Below are 20,165 nucleotides of genomic sequence, written 5' to 3'. Positions count from 1 at the left end.
ACCATGAATAAATTAGAGAAAGCCAATGAATATATCCGACTAAATAAAGAAAAGGTAACGAATCGGCCTTATTTTCACTTCACCCCTGAAATCGGGTGGATGAATGACCCCAACGGGTTTTGCTTTTATCGGGGAACATACCATTTGTTTTATCAATATTACCCTTATGATGTGGACTGGAACGATATGCATTGGGGCCATGCCACGACTCATGATTTTGTCCACTGGCAATACCAGCCCGTCGCGCTGGCCAATGATAAAGTGTATGATGCCAATGGGTGCTTTTCCGGGAGTGCCATTGAAAAGGACGGTAAACTTTTCCTGATGTATACCGGGCACATTGATCCGAACCTGGGATTTGACCGGGATGAGGCGCAAGTCATCGAACGCCAATGTCTGGCTTTTTCCGAGGATGGAATCCGATTTGAAAAGGTTGAAAAGAATCCGGTCATCGGGGAGAAAGAATTGCCGGAAGGGTATTTGATTTGTGATTTCAGAGACCCCAAAGTAATGGAAGTGAATGGTGTCTATTACTGCGTGCTATCGGTGAGAAATGAACAGAGGCGCGGAGAAATCCTGATGTTTAAGTCTGGCAATCTGCTGGACTGGACCTTCCATGCTTCCATCTATCAAAGCAGATTTGAAGAAAATACGCTGTTGGAATGCCCGGATTTGTTCCGCCTGGGCCATAAGGATGTGCTCGTCTACTCCGTTATGCCTTGCGATCCGGAGTTTCAGGGGGACGTCAACCATAAGACCGCGTATGTCCTAGGGGAGATGGATTATGAAAGAGGAGTCTTCAAGCCGGAAAGCAGCGGCCTTCTTGATTACGGCCATACCTTTTATGCCCCGCAATCCACCGAAGGGCAAAACGGCGAAAGACTGCTCATCGGGTGGATGCACCGATGGCATCAAACAGCGCCGCCGAAAGACTATGGATTTAATGGGATGATGTCCCTGCCAAGACGATTGGCCATAAAGAATCATGCGTTAATTCAACAGCCAGCCATTGAAATGGGCAGCCATTTCACTCCGTCTATCCATCATGAACAAATGGAATTGCGGCCGGATGAAAGAATGGAGATACAAGGGGAACAAACAGGGTATCTGCGCCTGAGTCTATCCCCTTCGAGGACGAAACGCTTTACGGTGGAACTTCACAAAAACGAAGCAAAATCTACACGTGTTGAAGTCGATGCGGAAGGCAGCCGGATTTCCCTGACCTCTGACTACGGCAGCCAGGATTCGATCATCATTACGGATTGCTTCGATTCTAGAAAAGAAGAATGGACGCTGGAATTTTTCATCGACCTTCATTCCATCGAGCTGTTCATTAACTCGGGGGAGAAGGTAGTCAGCTTTGCCGCCTATGATCGGGATAAAGGAAGCGATCTATCCATTTACGGGCAAGGCAGTACAGCATTCAAGCAAGTGACTTATGGTGCTTTTCATGGATGAGAGCAGCAAAGGAGTGGAAGGCATGAAGAATACCTGCACAGTAGTATGCATGGGGGAAGTGCTTATTGATTTTTATTGTACGGATATTGAGGTGGATTTAGCAGACGGCGCTCACTTTGCAAAACAAGCGGGCGGAGCGCCGGCGAACGTTTCAGCAGCGATTTCCAAATTGGGCGGACATGCCATTTTTGCCGGAAAGGTGGGAGACGACTCTTTTGGACACTTCTTGAAGAGAACGCTGGAGGAGGCTAAGGTCGATACCTCGATGCTTATTCTGGATCCTCATTCGCGGACGACATTGGCTTTCGTTTCCCTGCAGGCTGATGGGGAAAGGGACTTTACTTTCCATAGGGGCGCTGACGGCTTATTGGCCTTGGATGAGTTGGATCTCCCCAGGATGATGCAGTCGAAAATGATCCATTTCGGATCCGCTACCGCGATGCTGGAAGGCCCTTCACAAGATGCGTATTTTCAAGTGATGAAACGAGCGAAAGAACATCATCGATTCATCTCCTTTGATCCGAACTATAGGGAGCTGCTTTGGAAGGGGCAAACAGAGAAATTTAGGGAATTGGCCTTAAAGGCGCTAGCCTTCTCTGATCTGGTCAAAGTAAGCATGGAGGAGCTGCAGCTGCTTACCGGTACGGAAAGCCTGGAGGATGGAGTGAGAATTCTTCATCAATATGGGGCTAAATGGATTTGCGTAACGCTTGGCAAAGAGGGGACTTATGTATCCAATGGGGATCAGGCTGCGATCGTACCCAGTATTCCGGTTCAAGCGATTGATTCCACAGGTGCGGGGGATTCTTTTGTTGGAGCCATCTTGTTCCAGTTAAGCCAGTTAGGACATCCTCTGGAAGCTGTCCAGGATTTTGAGAAAATAAAGGACATGACCTTTTTTGCAAATAAAGTGGCTGCGCTGGTTTGCACGAAAATGGGGGCCATAACGTCGCTGCCGGATTATGAGCTGGCAGTCAATTATGGTGAATATTAAATGGAATGGAAAAAAGGAAGGGCGGCTGTTTTCAGCCGCTTTTCTGTTTGGAATAACTATAAAAAATTCGGGCTGTCCCTACGTTCATGATTGGTGACAAAGTATTCCATGAATATTATTGATGCGATGACAAGTTCGATCTATACTAAGGATGAACACCGCTTCGAAACACTCATCCTGATGTATTGAAGCGGCTTTTTATTTAAAACAGCCAGCAGGAAGGGAAAGAGTATGAATGACGCAAAGATTTGAGCAAAAATATGAAGAATGGATTCACGAGCAAATTGCCGAAGAGAAGAACCATAGAAGACGCGAGATCCTAGAAAAGGGCCTAGGCCATGGTACGCTAGAATTCCTTCGTTCCATTTGGTTTCCCGCTGTGGGAAATTTCGATCATTTGTACCCTGAATGGGAGGTGCGTGATTTCAATAATGGATACCGTTACCTTGACCTTGCCTACAGACTTGGGGATGATGCGAAAGGATGTATAGAAATTCAGGGATACAGATCCCATGCGAGAGATCTTGATGTTAGGAGATTTAAAGATTTGTGCTGGCGGCATGCTTTATTATCCCTCGATGGGTGGATTTTATTACCCATTGCTTATCTATCAATTAAAGATGAACCTAAACAATGTCAACAGCTTGTGCTTGCTTTTATTGGTAAATTCACCTCAACACAAACCCCTCCCCGTCTTACTTGGATTGAAGCAGAGACCGTACGATATGCCCGTCGCTTGCTTCGTCCGATTACCCCTCATGAAATTGCTGCTCATCTAAAGATAAGTGACCGTCACGCCAGGCGGATTTTGCATCATCTCGTTAATTTAGAAATTTTCAGCGTTGCAAGCGGAAATCAGCGCGCGCGAACCTATAGGCTCCATTTCTAGGCGGACACCTGATCCCTTATTTCCCCTCAAACATCCATGTTGAAGTTGTTAAAGGACATCTAATCCTCTATTTAATAGAAACGCATGTAAAAGGTGCCCCATTCCTTAAAATAAAGGAACCCATGTCCGTTTGAGCGTAGAAGTTCCTCCTCATGATTCCGATAGCGGAAGCCATGTCCGTAAACATCTTCAATAATACATCTAAAATATAGACCAAGCTCCCATTTCACCCTTTATTTAAATCTCCTCATCTCACTTTAGTTACTCTTTCACTCCAACATCCAGTTCACATAATCTACTTTAAGACACGATAAAGTACTGTCTATTATTTGGCAGTGCTCTTTTATTTGGAGAAAAGACCTCAGCCGTAAGTTAGTCTGGCAGATTCAATGATCTTAGCCGTGAGACATTGAAAAGCAACTAATTGGTAGTACTTTACGTGAAAAGTTGAACAACGCTTCCTTTAAGCTTACCACGGCGAGACGCCATTCCTCTTTCCGGGCGGTATCTGGCTGGGTCTTCCCCACGGGAGATGGCACGACAATGACCGTGATGCTCCCACTTTGACCGCCATGTCTACGCACTCTTTTACAAATGTGGTGGGCGTAGTTTGCCTGCGTATAAGCAGTCCGTCATTAAAAAGATCGAAACCGCTACTTATAAGCTTGAGATTGGCAAGTACGAAATAGAAATGGTGTTAGATTCCCGAATATAAACGAAAGAGATTGTCGGCATCGGTACCCGTTCCCAAAGAGTGGAGGTCATGAAGGACAGGTTCATTCAAAATTTCACTGGTTTTTTAATAATGATTCTTCCCGCTCTAACATAACCATAATATAGTGAACTGTTGGAAAGGTGGGGTACTCATGGATAAAAATATAGCTAATGAGTATTTGAATGTAGTCATAAATAATTTAAACATTATCAAGTTATCAGGAGAAAAGGCTATAGAACAAGTAGAGGATTCTGATTTATTTTGGAAACCCAATGAGCGTTCTAATAGCATTGCCATCATTATTAAACATTTACATGGCAACATGATTTCCAGATGGACTGACTTTTTACATACGGATGGGGAAAAGCCGGACAGGAACAAAGATCATGAGTTTTTAGATAGCATAATCACTAGAGAAGAGTTGCTGTTGATGTGGGATAGGGGTTGGAAAGCTGTATTTGGTGCAATACATGCTCTTACTGGAAATGATTTATTAAAAACGGTTTATATAAAGAATCAGCCTCATAGTGTAGTCAAGGCGATCCAAAGACAGGTATACCACTATTCCTACCATATTGGACAGATTGTTTATATTGCCAAACAATGTAAATCAGATCCATGGAAAACACTAATTTAACCCCACTCTCATGGCCGGGAGGAGAACGATGGGCAAGATCATGGTTAAAAAGACTCTTCATTATATAAATGGCCGGTTCGTGGAGGGGATGGCCGGCAAATGTTTCCCCAATGTGAATCCTTTCAATAACGAACGGATTAATGAAGTGGCCGAAGGGTTCAAGGAAGATATCGATTTGGCTGTAGCTGCAGCCAGGCATGCCTTTGACCATGGTCCGTGGCGATCGATGGGCGTTGATGAACGATTGAAATATATCCTAAGAATTGCAGACTTAATCGAGAAACATGGGGAAGAATTATCCTGCCTGGAATCCCTGGATACAGGGCTGCCGATCAGCCAAACGAGAAAACTGGCAGAACGGGCAGCGGAAAACTTTCGTTTCTATGCGGAAATGGTAAAAAGCCGTCTTGTCGGTGAAGCCTACCAGGTTGACCGGTCTTTTATCAATTATACCATCCATAAGCCAGTAGGCGTTGCGGGCTTGATTACACCTTGGAATGCACCTTTTATGCTGGAGACATGGAAAGTGGCTCCCGCCATAGCCACAGGGAATACATGCGTCTTAAAACCGGCGGAATGGTCGCCCTTAACCGCTTTTAAGCTTGCTGAAATCATTCATGAAGCAGGGTTGCCGCATGGTGTATTTAACGTAGTTCACGGGTATGGGGAAACGGCCGGTGCGTCCTTGGTGGCCCATCCGGAGGTTCAATTGATTTCCTTTACCGGGGAAACCCAAACCGGTACGGAAATTATGAAAAATGGTGCGGATTCGCTTAAGAGATTCTCCATGGAGCTTGGCGGGAAATCCCCTGCGATTGTTTTCGCCGATGCCGATCTGGAGCGGGCGTTGGATGCTGTGATTTGGGGAGTTTTCTCCTTCAATGGGGAACGCTGTACGGCAAATTCCCGGTTATTTGTTGAAGAGCCGATTCATGTGCCTTTTGTCGAAGCTTTGAAAAAACGTGTCGCCAATATTGTAGTTGGTGATCCAATGGATGAAGCAACAGAGGTAGGGCCGTTAATCCATCGAAAACACTGGGAAAACGTGATGAGCTATATTGAAATCGCTAAAAGTGAAGGTGCGGAAGTGGTCTGCGGAAGCGTTCCTGCAGATTTAAGCAATGGAAATTACGTGGCACCTACTCTTCTCTTGAATTGCACAAACGCCATGAGGGTCGCTCAGGAGGAGATTTTTGGCCCCGTGATGGCCGTCATTCCATTTAAAACGGAGGAAGAAGTCATCCAAAAGGCCAATGAGGTCAAATATGGGCTGGCGGCTTATGTCTGGACAGGAGATATGAAGCGCGGTCACCGCCTTGCGCAATCCATCGAAAGCGGGATGGTATGGGTCAACTCTCAAAATGTAAGAGATTTGCGAATTCCGTTTGGCGGTTCCAAATCCAGCGGCATCGGTCGCGAAGGCGGTCACTACAGCTTCGAATTCTATACGGAAAAACAGGTTATCCATGTTTCCATTAGTGATCATCACATCCCGAAATTCGGCAAATAACGATCATAAAGGAGAGGGAAAAGAGTGCCAGCCAAGACGGGGAAACAATATATTGAACGTGTTGATCACGCGAAATCGAATGTCTGGATTGATGGAAAGAGGGTAACGGGAAAAATCTCTGAGCATCCGGCTTTTAAGGGAGTCATGAAAAGCCAAGCGGATTTATACGATATGCAGTTTGAAAAGGATAAAGCGGATTTCATGACCTATCCTTCTCCGACTACAGGGGTACCTGTAGGAACCTCCTTTTTGCAGCCAAGAACGAAAGAGGATCTAGAGAAGCGGCGTAGGATGATTCAACAATGGGCGAGATATAATGGGGGGATGATGGGCCGGTCTCCAGATTATATTAATTCCGCCGTGATGGCTTATGGATCGGCAGCGGAAATGTTCGGCAGCCGGAACCCAATGTTTGCAGAAAATATGAGGAATTATTACGAGTATTGCCGTGAACATGACTTATCGTTAACCCATACCTTGATACAGCCCCAAGTAAACCGTGCCCTTCATGCGGCCCAACTGCCGGATTCCTATATTGCGGCCCGCATGGTGGAAAAAAATGACGATGGGGTTGTCATTCGCGGGGCTCGACTGCTCGCCACGCAGGGCGGGATTACCGATGAAATCCTGGTATTTCCGTCTACCTTACTGAAGCAATCGGATGAAGAAAATCCTTACGCTTATGCTTTCGCGATTCCGAATAATATGCCCGGCTTGAAATTTATCTGCCGGGAGTCATTTGACTATGGCAAATCGCAGTTTGATCACCCGCTGGGTTCACGCTTTGAAGAAATGGATGCGATCGTAGTCTTTGATGATGTAACCGTTCCTTGGAATCGCGTGTTTGCCCTTGGTCATGTCGAGTTGTGCAATCGCGCTTTTGCAGAAAGCAACGCCGTTGTCCATATGGCGCATCAGGTGGCTTGCAAAAACGTGGCCAAAACAGAATTCATTCTTGGGATTCTGCAGCTGATGGTAGAAACTATCAATATCGGGCAGTTCCAGCACGTACAGGAAAAAATGGCGGAGGTCATCATCGCGCTTGAAACCATGAAAGCGTTCATCGTGGCTGCTGAAGCGAATGCTAGGATCGATAAGTGGGGCATCATGGCTCCCGATTTTCCGCCGCTGAATGCCGCACGCAATTACTATCCGCGAATCTATCCGCGCTTGACGGAGATCATGCAGTTGCTAGGCGCCAGCGGCTTGATGGCCATCCCAACGGAAGCGGACTTTAAATCCGGATTGCGTGAGGATTTGAATCAATACCTCCAGGCTTCCAATGCCGAGGCGTATGACCGCGTCAAGCTGTTCCGTTTGGCCTGGGATGTTTGCCTCAGTGCCTTCGGATCGCGCCAGACCCTGTATGAGCGCTTTTTCTTCGGCGACCCGGTGCGAATGGCAAGTACACTCTACAATAGCTACGATAAACAGGAATATGTAGATCGGGTGAAGGAATTTTTAAATGGTTCAGAATAAATAAAGGAGAGGGGGTGTATGTATGCCCAAATTTGAGATCATCCGTTTGGCTCATGTTGAGCTGAATGTGACGGACCTTGGCAGCTCGCGCGATTTTTATGTGAACGGCTTAGGCTTTATTGAAACGGAGTCCGACTCCACTCACATTTACTTAAGGGCACTGGAGGACGCCAATCATCATTGTATCGTCCTGACGAAGTCAGATGTGCCAAGTCTCAATCATCTCTCCTACCGGGTCGGTTCAGAAGAGGAACTGGATAAGCTGGCTTTCTTTTTTAAGGAGCAGCAATTGCCTATGCGCTGGATAGGAAAGAATGAGGAAAAAGGCCAAGGGCGGGCCATTCGCGTTCAAGATCCTGCAGGCATGCCGATCGAATTTTTCTGTGAAATGGAGAAAGCGGAGCGAATGATTCAGAGGTTTGACAAACATTACGGAGCTAAGGTGAAACGGATTGACCATGTCAATTGCCTCGTCCGTGATGTCAGCATGATTAGCGATTGGTACATGAATCAACTGGAATTCAGGTGCTCCGAATATACCGTAACCGGATCCGAAGGAAAAGAGAGATTATGGGCGACATGGCTGCACCGCAAACCAAGCGTCCACGACCTTGCCCTGATTCATGATCGGGGGCCCCGATTCCATCACGCAGGTTTCTGGGTGGATGATGCAAAATCTATCTTGGATGCATGCGATTACCTGGCTTCTTTTAAAGATTACTACAAGTCCATCGAGCGGCCCCCCGGGCGGCATGGAACGTCGAATGCCTTTTTTGTTTACCTTCGAGACCCGGACGGACACCGCATGGAACTGTACACGGGTGATTATTTCACCAATGATCCGGATTGGGAGCCGATCAAATGGCATCTAAACGATCCTCAGCGCTCCACGCTTTGGGGGGCTGATCCGCCGTTAAGCTGGAAAACCGAGGCTATGCCGGTTCAGCACATAATAACTGGAAAAATGATGGAAATCGCTGAACCAAAATTACTGAACAATTGAGGGGAGCAATTTCGAGGGGTACTGCTGGTACCCTTTTTCAGTTTAGTACTACACATATTTATTCAAATCTAGCAATGAACCAAACAATTTCCCGTATTCCAGCGGGGCGCGGGTATAGCCGTTAGTAGGTACAAATGTCAATTCACCAAAATAAATTCGGTCATTCGTATAATATAGATCTACGCGAACATAGGCAAAGTCTTTGGCAAGTTTACGGGCGATGGCAACCATCTCATGGAAACGTTTTGGTTTCTCGACTGATCTGGAAAAATTTTTCTTCTTGGCGAATTTGAAGGGGAGCTTATGCCAATTCATATCATACACATCACTTCTGCGGTCAGTATATCTGCCACCATGTACGACTACATATAGGGGATTCCCATGAAAACAATGAAACTTGTAATCTTTCAAATCACCGGACGGATCTTGGAGTAATTTTTCAATTATCACACGTCCCTTAAGTGGTTTATAGTTTCTCTGTCCAGTCAGTTGATAGTAATTGGAATTGACCCAGTTTCTCATTTTTTCCGTCGCGTCGTTCCAATCGATCTTTGATTTGTCTTTAACAATAATATTCCAACCGCAGCCGTGTGTGGCTTTCATAATAAAAGATTGAGGAAGTGAATTGAACTCAATGTCATCCACCTTTTTATAAACGCCAAAAAGAGGAATGAGATACTTTTCTCCAATTCTCCTTTTTATGAATTTGCGGACCTCATACTTGTCGGTATATTTTGCGAACCTTTCTAGATTTCCATAGAGTTTAATCCATTGAAGTTTCTCTTGAAAGGTTTGGGGATTTTCCAAGTTCGGTTTATAACCAAGAAGACGCTTAAAGCGCTTTTTTATAAAGCTGATTTCGTCATCCATGTTCATGTACCCCCTTTCATAGTTAGTGGAATACGTATAAATCCAATAACTATGATATGCAGTATGTTTATATTTGGTATGGACTTACTCTCGAAGCATAATTTTCTGGGGGATAAGACTAGCGAATATTGCTGTCAATAAATACTACCATTGCATGCTTTCCTCTAACATCGTAAATAGAGATAGATAAATAGGGAGATAGAATCTATCCCTAATATTTTCTTTCATAAATTGCAAGCTGCTCCATTTGCACTTAGTGATTCTCCCTCCCATGTGAATCTTTTAAAGAACACCCGACCTCCCGCCATCAATGTTAACCGCTGTACCCGTTACATAAGAGGCAGCATCTGAAACGAGAAATGTAATGACTTTAGCGGCCTCATCAGCATTTCCAATACGTCCAAGAGGAATTTGGTGGATGGGGTCTCTTGCATATTGTTCCCATGTAAGGTCAGGTGCTTCCCGTTTCCACTTTCTTTCTATTTGATCACTCCGAATTTTCCCGATGCATACGGCGTTAACGCGAATATTGTCCGGACCAAGATCTTTACTCATTGCTTTGGTAAGAGCCATACCCGCTGCTCGACTGACGGTGGTAGGCAAAGATGAAGCAGTTGGAGTTTTGGCATTAGCAGCAGTCACGTTAACGATTGCCCCTCCGCCAGCTTGTCGCATATAAGGAATGGCATAGCGTGTACAATGGATAGCTCCAAATAGCTTCAAATCGAGATCATGATGCCAAAGTTCAGTTCCCACATGTTCAAATGGATGGGCTGAAGAGGTGCCAGCATTATTTATTACAATGTCTAAGCTTCCAAAGTGTTCGACCGTCTTGGATACTATTCGCTTGCAATCCTCTTCTAGAGTCACATCAGCTTTGATATGTAACACTTCAGTTCCTGTTTTTTCAAATATAAGTGTTCCAGCAGCCTTAAGGTGTTCTCCATTTCTTGCACAAATGGCAACTTTGGCTCCTTCATAAGCTAAATGCAGAGCAGTTTCCAATCCGATACCTTTACTTGCCCCTGTAATTAGGGCAACTTTTCCTTTCAACCCCAAATTCATAGTCTTTAAATGCTCCTTTCCTGCCTCAAAGGCTAATATTGACTTTGTATGTTCCTTAAGTGCATAAACGGTGGCAGATTATGCCTATACACAGTTTTAAAAGGTTTTTCTAACTTTATTTTACAACAAGAAAATTGAAAATAAAGGAAATTCGATTTGGGGCGCTTTGTCATGTGATGTAAGACCGGGGAGAGCCCATGTAATTTTTAAGGTGTGTGATCATGAAAGGAAGCTGACAGATTATTACTTAATGAAGATCCGAATAAGAAAGTCGTCTACAGACCAGAAATCATACCTAAAATAAAAGGAGCTCCTGAACATGGAGATCTAGGTTTTGGTGACCTCCCCTCATGTTCAAAAAAGCTCCAACTATGGAAACTCACTCTCTTACACCACACACCTTATCTGACACATTCCAAAAAATGAGCTTGGTATACCAATGAATTAAAATTCCTCATAAGTAGCAGGATCTTGATTTTTAATTCTGCCGTCAGGGCGAGTTAAACCGGAAATAAGGTTCATTTCTGTTTCATCCAGGGAGAAGTCGAAAATAGAAATATTTTCTAGCTGTCGTGCAGGTGATGAGGATTTGGGAATGGAAATGGCCCCGATTTGATAATGCCAACGCAAGATCACTTGTGAAATCGACTTGTTATGCTGTTCGGCAATTTGTTGCAGCGTGTCATTTAGGAAGAGTTCATTTCCACGGAATAGCGGACTCCAGGATTCCGTCACAATGTTATTCTCTTCATGCCATTTTCTTTGCGGTGCCTGATTGAAAAATGGATGCAATTCAATTTGGTTGATGCTTGGCTTAACACCCGTTTCGCTTACTAAACGCTCGATATGTTCTGGTAAGAAATTGCAAACCCCTATCGAACGAATAAGGCCCCATTTTTTAGCGTCTATTAAGGCTTGCCAAGCTTCCACATATTGATCCTGTTTAGGATTGGGCCAATGGATGAGATACAAATCATAATAATCTAGATTTGCACGATATAAAGATTCCTGAATGGTCGTAACAGCATCATCATAAGCATGATAACGCCCCGGCAATTTGGACGTAATTCTTAATTCCTCTCGGGGAACAGAACTGCGTCTAACTGCTTCACCCACAGTCCCTTCGTTCTCATAGTTATAAGCAGAATCAATGAGTCGATACCCTAAATTTATCGCAGTCTGTATCGCATGTACCCCTTCGTTTCCCTTCAATTTATATGTACCCAGCCCGATAACTGGCAACGTAAGCCCATCATGAAGTGAGATCCCTGGAATTGATTTGGCCATGATAAATCTCTCCTTTCTGTAATGTGTTAAGATTACCATAATTATGAATACGAATCTATACGCTCACATGGATGAGGTAGGATACGCGAAGTTTGATCCCATTACTGCCCATATCAAAAAGGCTCCATTCTCAATGCACCAGTGGTTTGAGTCTATAATTCATACTCTCGAACTCCGAAATTTCATGCCAATGGTAGTTAGAAAGTCTATCATTTAACGTTCAGCTTCACCACATTTCACTACTAAATTTGTATCAGTTGTCCTCGGAGAAGAAAATCGAAGACCTGTTTGCGAAATCTGCGCTGGAAGAATATACGCTGTAAGGGTAAGAGGGATGTCCAATGAAGGACTCGATAGGTCAGAAAGGCGAATTTCAACAAGGTCCTTAGCTGACTATGTGAGACTGTCGATGAATAGAAAGGTGGGTGTCGGCTAACAGGAGAAAGTCCGACTATTTTTATATATGGGTGATTTTTTTGTGAAAATAGACGGAGAAACCCCGGTTATCTTCTCCGAAACACCTTTGTACGGAGTGAAACGAATAAACAACAAGAAAAAGGACTGCCCGTTATTTCTAAGGCAATCCTTTAATCTGTTTCAAGTGAAAAGAATATATCGTGAAGATGAATGTTGATCTCAGGAAAGATGGTGGAAACTAAATCATGATCTGAGTCGTAAACATCTTCACGTACAAATTCCCCAGCGGTTAAGACGTACTTTTCAATGCAACAGTCGTTAGAGTCGACAATCCAATACTCTCGAACCCCTGATCTTTCATACCAGTGGTATTTGGAAAGCCTATCATTTCGGGCCGTGTTGGGTGAAAGAACTTCCACAACGAGGTCTGGAGCTCCGTAACATCCATCCTGTTTTAGTTTGGAGGAGTCGCAGATCACAGATATATCAGGCAAATAGTATTGAGGTGTGTCTGGATTGAATGGAAGGTAAACAGCTAGATTGCTTCCAAAAATGCGACAAGGTCCGCCTTTTAAGAAACGTCTAATTTCTGATCCTAAATTCAACACGACTTCTTCATGTCGAGGAGAGGCGGGTGTCAAAAGTATGGGATATCCCTCATGCAGCTCGTAACGGTCGTGGGTTGTATTCAAGAATTTCAAGAACTGTTGAAGGGTATACGGTCCTGATTGCTCATTTATTGGTTTTTTATTCACTTCATTTCACCGCCCTTTTTCTTGCCTGGGGACCAGAGAGACACTCACCCGACCGAAAGATTTCCGAAGCTCCCTGGGGATCAACGCTTCCAAACTTTTTTCCTAAAACTTCTATGGATGCACCGTTCCCGGCATCAGGCCATAATATCCGTTAATCATTTTGAGCAGGGTGATTTTGCCCGCCCCATTCAGACCAATAAAGAATAACATTTTTTAATAATATCGGTTCCTAATTTAAGTTGTAATGCTGTTTTAGAAAATCGACGAACGCCTTGACCATGGTAAGATTGGTGTCTTCTTCGCGATACAAGGCCCAAAGGTTTCGCATGAAGGGTTTGCCGTCCATTTGGGTTAACGGAAGGACAAAAAGATCCTCGCTTAATTCCTCTTTTTTTATCATGTATCTTGGCAATATGCAATAACCCAATCCTTGCATAACCATTTCTTTGCATGTTTCTGGCCGATCTACTTCCATGAATATCAAAGGGGGACGTGAAAATCGCACCTGCCACCACTGATCGTCTATTTTTTGGGAAGTGGGATCCATTTTATGCTTGATTCGAGGTAAATCCGGAAGTTCATTCAGGTCAGGCGGACAGTTCGAAGGACCCAGGATTAAGGAACGGTTCTGCCTGTCGGAGCAGACTGGAACACGGGGAATCATTATCAGGAAACAACAAAGGGAATAGACACCCGATATTTGTTGCAAACGGATGACGGTGCAATTATTAGCCTTTATACTAAAAGGCTATGTCCAGCAGAGCCCGGAGGTTATGGAGGAAAGAAAGGCCGGTCTACCGGTAGATCCTTCTTCCTATTACTTTAAACAACATCTGTTTTTTGAGACTTCATCTGAGAAGTATTCTTGGTTGAACCATGTTGTGGCGTTTGCTTGTGTTATATCAAAGACCGACCGCGGCGTCATTTATGATGCTTATCTAGTGAAATAGAGTCCGTAGCCTCAAATATCCTTCTTTTTTGAGGGATCCCTTGTTCGAGTGCATGATTTCTTGAAATACAATTTAGGATATACTTTGCTTTTGTTATTTAGGATTGGAAATAACAACCTATTGCATTTAGAATTTAAACATGATAAATTAGATTTCGCTGTTGAGAAGTCAACGAGAAACACAAAACAGCGATTTCTGGAAAACATTCACTAATGACATGAAGCACAGAAATATGATAAATTAACTATCACAGCTCGATCATCACTGATTCATTGACAATTACATAACATGAAATGGTGAGTAGTCGCGGCTTATGTATAAGCATAAGTTGAGGAAAGTCCAGGCTCGCCCGGAGCTGAGATGCCCGGAGTGTTCGTGCCACCTGCAAGGGTGGTCAGTCGATATTAGTATCGACTGACGGCGGTGAAATCATGCTAAGTCTCAAAAGAGATATGCTGAGTGTAGCCTGAAAGTGCCACAGAAACGCAGCGCAATCCGAAAGGATCGCGATGGAACGCGGTAAACCCCACGAGCGAGCAACCCAAATTTTCCCTACCTTGACATCAACCTTTTGGGTGAACTTTGATAAAATTATTTTATCAAAGTTCAGGGTTTACCCCTTGATGTCAAGATAGGGAATGGTAGGGGCACCACCTGGAGGGAATTCAACCAAAAGGGTGGATCGGTGTTGAACCGATAGTCATATGACTACACCTGTTGTGCGAGAGTGGCATCGTTACAGCACGCAGGAACAAAACCTGGCTTACAGCCATTTCATGTGCCAACTTTAAGATTGCGCTCGTAGCTCAGCTGGATAGAGCACTGGTTTCCGGTACCAGGTTTGCCGGGGGTTCGAATCCCTCCGAGCGCGCCATAAAGCAACAGGATACATATCCTGCGGTGTGCGTGATCTCTTTCTGTTTTAAACCGTACTGTTTTTTAGGGATTCTTAAATTTGTTGACACAACGCCATGCCCACTCCTTGGACTGGGATCGCGGAGAGGTCAGCTTGCGGAAACCCACCTGCGAGAGCGCGGGTTGAAAAAACAATTAGAGAAAACGGCATCTGTGGGACATACTTCTTTAAACAAATACATACCGTGCTAGATGGGGAGTTGGCGGTGCCCTGTAACCCGCAATCCGCCTTAGCGGGGTTGAATTCCCATCTGCGGTGCGAATAGGTGAGGTCTGCCTTGTGAGAGTAGTGTTGAGAATCGGGTCCAACGCAATGGAAACCCATGAACCTGGTCAGGTCCGGAAGGAAGCAGCCATAAGTGGAGCCTTCTATGTGCCGTGGGGTAGCCTGGTTTGAGCTAACTTACACAAGTAACGCTTGGTTATTCGTATCTAAGATGGGTGCACGGTGTTTTAAACAGGACGATTAGCTCAGTTGGTTAGAGCGCTACGTTGACATCGTAATCCATTATCGTCCACCAATATAACCTCATTGAGTTAACTTTCCGCTTCACTTCGAAAGAAGTTTATCATAGATTGGTGCCATATGGCACATTAAAATGGGGCATTAGCTCAGCTGGGAGAGCGCTACACTGGCAGTGTAGAGGTCAGCGGTTCGATCCCGCTATGCTCCACCATACATAGTATTTTTTGAGAGTCTCTTGATTTTTCAGGAGACTCTTTTTGCTGTATATCGGGAAAAAAAGCAGCTTATAATTTTAGAGCGGCTTTAATCGTATGAATGGATCGGATCAGGATTCTTCATAAGACGAACAATATTTGGTAAAATGAATTCAGCCCTTGCGGCAATGGAATTGAAAGGAGATGTTGATGGATGATGAGCAGGAGAATGGCTGAGATTGTAGGAGACGGGGAGGGATATGCAAAATAATTATTGCATAAATCCTCCCAAAAGTTTCATCCAAACTTAAGGAGGAAACCACTTGAATCCTACAGATATGAAAAAACTTGGGCTGACTGAACATTTTATACAGGAGTCCAGTAAATATAAAGATCTTCATATAGGCAGAATTTCGTCCCAAGCTAAAGATTTATATAGGGTCTTTACGGATAAAGGTGAGATAACGGCTAAGATATCCGGAAAGCTCCGACATACAGCTACTGAACGTTACGAATACCCTGCTGTTGGAGATTTTGTAATGGTGGACCGAACAGATCCTTGCCAAGGTTATGGAATCATTCACCATTTCCTAACCAGAAAAAGTGCTTTTGTGCGAAACGTGGCAGGTAAGGCCACCGCTGCGCAAATTGTCGCAGCTAATATGGATATTGTTTTCATCTGTATGTCCCTTAACCAGGATTTCAATCTTCGCAGACTAGAGCGCTATTTGTCCATCGGTTGGGATAGCGGGGCCGTGCCGGTGATTGTACTTACAAAATCAGATCTCTGCGAGGATCTTGAGGAAAAGCTTTGCGTGATTTCATCGATTGCGATAGGTGTAGATGTGCTTGTCACCACAAGCATGTCCGTTGATGGATACCAATCGGTAAAAAGATATCTTTCTCATGGCAAGAGCGTTGCGTTTATAGGATCTTCTGGAGTTGGGAAATCCACTTTAATTAATCGTCTTCTCGGCCGAAACGAATTGAAAACCAATGAAGTGGGCGATCACGATAAGGGCAGGCACACGACAACCCGACGCGAGTTAATGATCCTTCCGGAAGGTGGCGTAGTCATTGATACGCCTGGAATGCGTGAGCTTGGTGTGATTCATGCCGATTTCTCAAAATCCTTTGCGGACATTGACGACCTTGCTTCCCGATGCGCGTTTAACGATTGTTCCCATGAAAGTGAGCCTAACTGCGCCGTGCAAGAAGCGATAAGGTTTGGCACGTTGTCTGCGGAAAGGCTAGAAAGCTTCCGGAAACTCAAAAAGGAAGCGAAGTATGATGGCTTGAATTCTAAGATGATTGAAAAAGAAAAGATTAATGAAATGTTTGGCGGCATGGGAGGCATGAAAAATGCCAGGAAGTTCTTGAGAGAAAAGAATAAGAACAAGAGGCGTTGATTATTCCATGTAATGATCATTTTTTATTTTAGACCGGCTCCATTTGGAGCCGGCACTTTATTTTGCAGAAGGTTCTGTTCATTTTCTACCCCTTCGGCAACAAACTCCATGTTCAAATAATGTCCTTGTGTTACGACTGACTTCGCAATGGAAAAAAATGATTAATCTAGCTTAACGCCTGATGGAGAAAAAATAGGAGCTGTTGAAGATCCGCACTGTCGGGAAACGAAGCTAATGCCTCTGACACATCGATCAACAGCAACCAGTCGATAGTAAAAAAGGTGATTTAATGCACAAAAAGGTTAAGAACAAGTTGTTTAGTTTATTTACCAGTGAGTTGTTTGCTACGATTGTGTTTGCCGTATTGTGGATTATGTATAACCAGCTTTATGAATGGACAAAACCCTACTTAACTTCCTATCAAGCCCTGAATTCCAATGCGATGGAGTTCAGGGGTATTTTCATTTCAGCAGTTCACATTAGATTCCTCTTCCATTTTATATTCCCAGCGCTGAAAGATTTTTGGGTATTGTATGATCTTATTGTAAAATTAAAAGATGAGCCCTATCCAAAGCAGCCGCTCAATTTTGGGAGAGCGTGAATTAGAAGGCAAATATGGATATCATGCACTCCGTTCCTCACTTAATGCCATATTAAATACTAAATGTAATATTAACAAAATGTTAAATAGTAAAAAGATAAATGTCACCTTCTATTCCTACAATCCAGCTAATTCAATTGGCAGGTTTTATTGTTTAAGAAGGAAATATTCTAGGAAAGGAGAATCGAATACCCAAGTGATGCTTGGTTTCTACTGCATGGAATACACGACGCTTTTGGTAAATGCTGGTGATATGAGTGCTCTTGATGTTATTATTTTTTATATAAGATTCATTTCAATTCAGCATTATCTATCAAAAAGTAGGGGTGTTGCTCATGCTTCGCTGCGCATGGTGTATGAAAAAAATAGGAGAAAATAAACCCTGTTTTGGATTAAGTGTTAAGTTTAGACCAAATGTCGATTTCAACGAACTAGGCGGCCAAATTACTTCAGTTTATTTAACTTCAAGAAAAACAAGTGTTCCACTCATTGTTACGGCAGAGGGGGCAGAGGCAAAGAAAAGTGGACAAGATGGAATTTTTGCGATATGCAGTGAGAAATGTGGGGAAAAGATGCAGCTGGCAGTAGCGAAAGAGTTAGAATTGTTTACGGGAACAACAGACTTTATTAATCTTACATAAAAAGATAATTGCGCATAAAGACTGGTTATAAGGCTAATGAGGTCGAACGGTACTCGAGTTCGGCCTCTTGGCTTTTCTTTGCGAAAATAGCCTTGACTGGTCAGATAAACATTGCACTTAGGTCCATGACAAGACCTTCCGGCATTTCCACTTTGAGCTCATCTTCAGGCCCATACAATGTGGCTTCCCCAAACTTTCCCCCATCGGATAAGCTGCTGTATACCTCTATCGTATGATTAAAAGGGTCAACGATCCAATATTCTTTAACTCCCGCTCATTCGTATAATCGTTTCTTGACTCCTTTCTCTTTCTTAGCGGTTGAAGGGGATAACACTTCCGCGATAAGGTCTGGAACCCCTTCGCATCCTAAATCTGTAATTGTTTCATAGCCTTTTATTCAAATCTCGATGCAGTAGTCTATTACTTATACAAAATAGATTCATAGACTGAATTATACGAAACTATTGCGAGGTTGATAGAAACATGCAAATAGAATGGATTCCAGGAAACCGCATAGTTATGAATTCTCAAACCATCAAAGAATATGGAATTGCCCCGGGACGAGTCATCTTTCATTTTGGATCCTGGGTCCAGCAAGCGGACATTCGAAGAAATGAAGATTTCGCGCCGCACACCATTGGTTTGCTGAAAGACTGGAAGAAGCGATTTTCGATACCCGATCATCTCCCTTATAAAATGTATAGTCTGAAAAACCGAATTCATCTCGGACCCGTAATCGCCTTGATTGTATTTTCAGAGCATAAGAAAATAAATGCCGAACAACTGGACGATTTCCGCGGTTACTTTACCCGATACAGTAAGATTAACGGGCTTCTGTATTTATGTGCCAGTGATGGGATCGATACAAAGAGGCAAGCCATCAAGGGTTATTATTTTGACCCTCATGCCCCAAAAGGGGCTACTCCTTGGAAAGAGGGTACCTTTCCCTATCCGGGAGCCGCTTATAACCGAACGCGGTTAAGCAGGAGGATTTTCGATCATCTATCTTCCCGCATGGCGGGGCGTATATTCAACAGTTATTCCAATGGATCATTCAGCAAATGGGAATTATGGATGCGTCTATCCCCTTTCCCGGAACTCCGCAGTCATCTTCCTTACACGATCCCCGTAAAACAGGTAAAAGATTTGGATGAAAGCTTGAAAAAGTATGGTGCTGTTTATCTCAAGCCTACTAGAGGGACCTTGTCAAAAGGGATCAGAAAAGTGAAAAGGAGCCGTAATGGATACCTCGTTGAGTATCCGAACCGGGAAGGGAAAAAACCAATCATTAAAAGACGGATAGGTGAACCTACAGAAATATCTAACTGGCTGCGGGAATTAAAAAGCAGGGAGTATCTCATTCAGCAGGCAATCAATATGAAAAGATATAAAAAAATGCCCATCGATTTCCGAGTGATCATGCAAAAAAACGGAAGAAACAAATGGCAATGTACCGGCACTTTCGGGAAATTTGGCAAGAAAGGAAGTATTATCACCAACTTTAGCAGGTCAGGTTTTGTTCGGCCTGGAATCGCTGCCCTACAATTGGCATTTGGAATGAATGATCAAGAAGCTATGCTCAAAATGAAGAAATTGCAAGCGATCTCCTTTCGCATATGTCGTATCTTTGATCAGTACGGGAATTACGGAGACCTTGGAATTGATCTCATGATTGACAAGAACGGCAAGATATGGATCTTGGAGGTAAATACGCTTGATACGTATCATCAATTCCCGCTTCATATTGATGATAAAGCCCTTTATCTCAAAGTGGTTACTACTCCATTAAACTATGCAAAATACCTCACCGGCTTTATGTGAAGCCTAGGTATTTTATTGAAAGTATCAGGATTCGATTACTCAGGAAGAGTGCTTAGTCACTCTTCATTTTTTATATCCAGATGAAAATC

The 20,165-nt window shown here is 43.8% G+C and carries 17 protein-coding genes, 3 tRNA genes and 3 other RNA genes; 18 read left to right on the top strand and 5 right to left on the bottom strand.

Translation table 11 applies throughout. The annotated features are described in order from the left end of the window. Nucleotides 1–3 precede the first annotated feature (3 nt). The 7 genes from ABLT31_RS22865 (at nucleotide 4) to hpaD (ending at nucleotide 8,685) form a co-directional block, all read left to right on the top strand. Nucleotides 4–1,458, top strand: coding sequence for a glycoside hydrolase family 32 protein (locus ABLT31_RS22865; RefSeq protein ID WP_367756046.1), 1,455 nt, complete (start codon nucleotides 4–6; stop codon nucleotides 1,456–1,458). Nucleotides 1,459–1,480: 22 nt separating this feature from the next. Then, entirely contained in the window at nucleotides 1,481–2,452 is a 972-nt protein-coding gene (locus ABLT31_RS22860) for a carbohydrate kinase family protein (RefSeq protein ID WP_367756044.1), read from the top strand. A 235-nt stretch (nucleotides 2,453–2,687) separates the two neighbouring features. Beyond that, nucleotides 2,688–3,341 carry a transcriptional regulator gene (locus ABLT31_RS22855; protein ID WP_367756042.1) on the top strand — a complete coding sequence of 218 codons (654 nt, stop codon included), beginning with the start codon at nucleotides 2,688–2,690 and terminating at the stop codon, nucleotides 3,339–3,341. A gap of 866 nt (nucleotides 3,342–4,207) precedes the next feature. Beyond that, nucleotides 4,208–4,693 (top strand): DUF1572 family protein, encoded by a 486-nt coding sequence (locus ABLT31_RS22850; protein ID WP_367756040.1) that lies wholly within the window; start codon nucleotides 4,208–4,210, stop codon nucleotides 4,691–4,693. A gap of 28 nt (nucleotides 4,694–4,721) precedes the next feature. Next, the gene (gene hpaE / locus ABLT31_RS22845; RefSeq protein WP_367756038.1) at nucleotides 4,722–6,203 is read left to right on the top strand and encodes a 5-carboxymethyl-2-hydroxymuconate semialdehyde dehydrogenase; all 1,482 of its coding nucleotides are present in this window, start codon (nucleotides 4,722–4,724) and stop codon (nucleotides 6,201–6,203) included. A 24-nt stretch (nucleotides 6,204–6,227) separates the two neighbouring features. Next, complete coding sequence (gene hpaB, locus ABLT31_RS22840; RefSeq protein ID WP_367756036.1) at nucleotides 6,228–7,682, top strand: 4-hydroxyphenylacetate 3-monooxygenase, oxygenase component; 1,455 nt, start codon at nucleotides 6,228–6,230, stop codon at nucleotides 7,680–7,682. Nucleotides 7,683–7,704: 22 nt separating this feature from the next. Beyond that, nucleotides 7,705–8,685: a 3,4-dihydroxyphenylacetate 2,3-dioxygenase gene (hpaD, locus tag ABLT31_RS22835; RefSeq protein ID WP_367756034.1), complete on the top strand. Its 981-nt coding sequence runs from the start codon at nucleotides 7,705–7,707 to the stop codon at nucleotides 8,683–8,685. 48 nt (nucleotides 8,686–8,733) lie between these two features. Here hpaD and ABLT31_RS22830 read toward each other — a convergent pair whose 3' ends face one another. The 5 genes from ABLT31_RS22830 to ABLT31_RS22810 form a co-directional block, all read right to left on the bottom strand. Further along, complete coding sequence (locus tag ABLT31_RS22830; RefSeq protein WP_367756032.1) at nucleotides 8,734–9,555, bottom strand: ATP-grasp fold amidoligase family protein; 822 nt, start codon at nucleotides 9,553–9,555, stop codon at nucleotides 8,734–8,736. A 282-nt stretch (nucleotides 9,556–9,837) separates the two neighbouring features. Then, nucleotides 9,838–10,620, bottom strand: a complete 783-nt coding sequence (locus ABLT31_RS22825) for an SDR family NAD(P)-dependent oxidoreductase (protein ID WP_367756030.1) — start codon at nucleotides 10,618–10,620, stop codon at nucleotides 9,838–9,840. Between the two features lie 444 nt (nucleotides 10,621–11,064). Further along, the gene (locus ABLT31_RS22820; protein ID WP_367756028.1) at nucleotides 11,065–11,907 is read right to left on the bottom strand and encodes an aldo/keto reductase; all 843 of its coding nucleotides are present in this window, start codon (nucleotides 11,905–11,907) and stop codon (nucleotides 11,065–11,067) included. Nucleotides 11,908–12,494: 587 nt separating this feature from the next. After that, complete coding sequence (locus ABLT31_RS22815; protein ID WP_367756026.1) at nucleotides 12,495–13,079, bottom strand: Uma2 family endonuclease; 585 nt, start codon at nucleotides 13,077–13,079, stop codon at nucleotides 12,495–12,497. Nucleotides 13,080–13,308: 229 nt separating this feature from the next. Beyond that, nucleotides 13,309–13,743, bottom strand: a complete 435-nt coding sequence (locus ABLT31_RS22810) for a substrate-binding domain-containing protein (protein WP_367756024.1) — start codon at nucleotides 13,741–13,743, stop codon at nucleotides 13,309–13,311. A 49-nt stretch (nucleotides 13,744–13,792) separates the two neighbouring features. Here ABLT31_RS22810 and ABLT31_RS22805 point away from each other — a divergent pair, with 49 nt between their 5' ends. The 11 genes from ABLT31_RS22805 to ABLT31_RS22755 all read left to right on the top strand — a co-directional run bounded on the left by ABLT31_RS22805 (nucleotide 13,793) and on the right by ABLT31_RS22755 (nucleotide 20,076). Next, nucleotides 13,793–14,029 carry a DUF3237 family protein gene (locus tag ABLT31_RS22805; protein WP_367756022.1) on the top strand — a complete coding sequence of 79 codons (237 nt, stop codon included), beginning with the start codon at nucleotides 13,793–13,795 and terminating at the stop codon, nucleotides 14,027–14,029. 292 nt (nucleotides 14,030–14,321) lie between these two features. After that, nucleotides 14,322–14,800: RNase P RNA component class B (rnpB, locus tag ABLT31_RS22800), an RNA gene on the top strand. 24 nt (nucleotides 14,801–14,824) lie between these two features. After that, nucleotides 14,825–14,903 (top strand) — tRNA-Arg (locus tag ABLT31_RS22795). Nucleotides 14,904–14,918: 15 nt separating this feature from the next. Next, nucleotides 14,919–15,108: non-coding RNA, 6S RNA (ssrS, locus tag ABLT31_RS22790), on the top strand. 19 nt (nucleotides 15,109–15,127) lie between these two features. Further along, nucleotides 15,128–15,393: signal recognition particle sRNA large type (ffs, locus tag ABLT31_RS22785), an RNA gene on the top strand. Nucleotides 15,394–15,404: 11 nt separating this feature from the next. Beyond that, nucleotides 15,405–15,465, top strand: a tRNA-Val gene (locus tag ABLT31_RS22780). 80 nt (nucleotides 15,466–15,545) lie between these two features. Further along, nucleotides 15,546–15,621, top strand: a tRNA-Ala gene (locus ABLT31_RS22775). Between the two features lie 306 nt (nucleotides 15,622–15,927). Continuing rightward, entirely contained in the window at nucleotides 15,928–17,013 is a 1,086-nt protein-coding gene (rsgA, locus tag ABLT31_RS22770) for a ribosome small subunit-dependent GTPase A (RefSeq protein WP_367756020.1), read from the top strand. 557 nt (nucleotides 17,014–17,570) lie between these two features. Then, on the top strand, nucleotides 17,571–17,993 hold the full coding sequence (locus ABLT31_RS22765) for a hypothetical protein (RefSeq protein ID WP_367756018.1): 423 nt from the start codon (nucleotides 17,571–17,573) through the stop codon (nucleotides 17,991–17,993). After that, entirely contained in the window at nucleotides 17,971–18,255 is a 285-nt protein-coding gene (locus ABLT31_RS22760) for a hypothetical protein (protein ID WP_367756016.1), read from the top strand. Before ABLT31_RS22765 ends, ABLT31_RS22760 begins: the two co-directional genes overlap by 23 nt. A 483-nt stretch (nucleotides 18,256–18,738) precedes the next feature. Further along, entirely contained in the window at nucleotides 18,739–20,076 is a 1,338-nt protein-coding gene (locus tag ABLT31_RS22755) for a YheC/YheD family endospore coat-associated protein (RefSeq protein ID WP_367756014.1), read from the top strand. Nucleotides 20,077–20,165: the final 89 nt, after the last annotated feature.

It is taken from the genome of Ammoniphilus soli, assembly GCF_040813775.1.
Note: the sequence above shows the minus strand (reverse complement) of the source record. Positions and strands in the feature narration are given on the sequence as shown.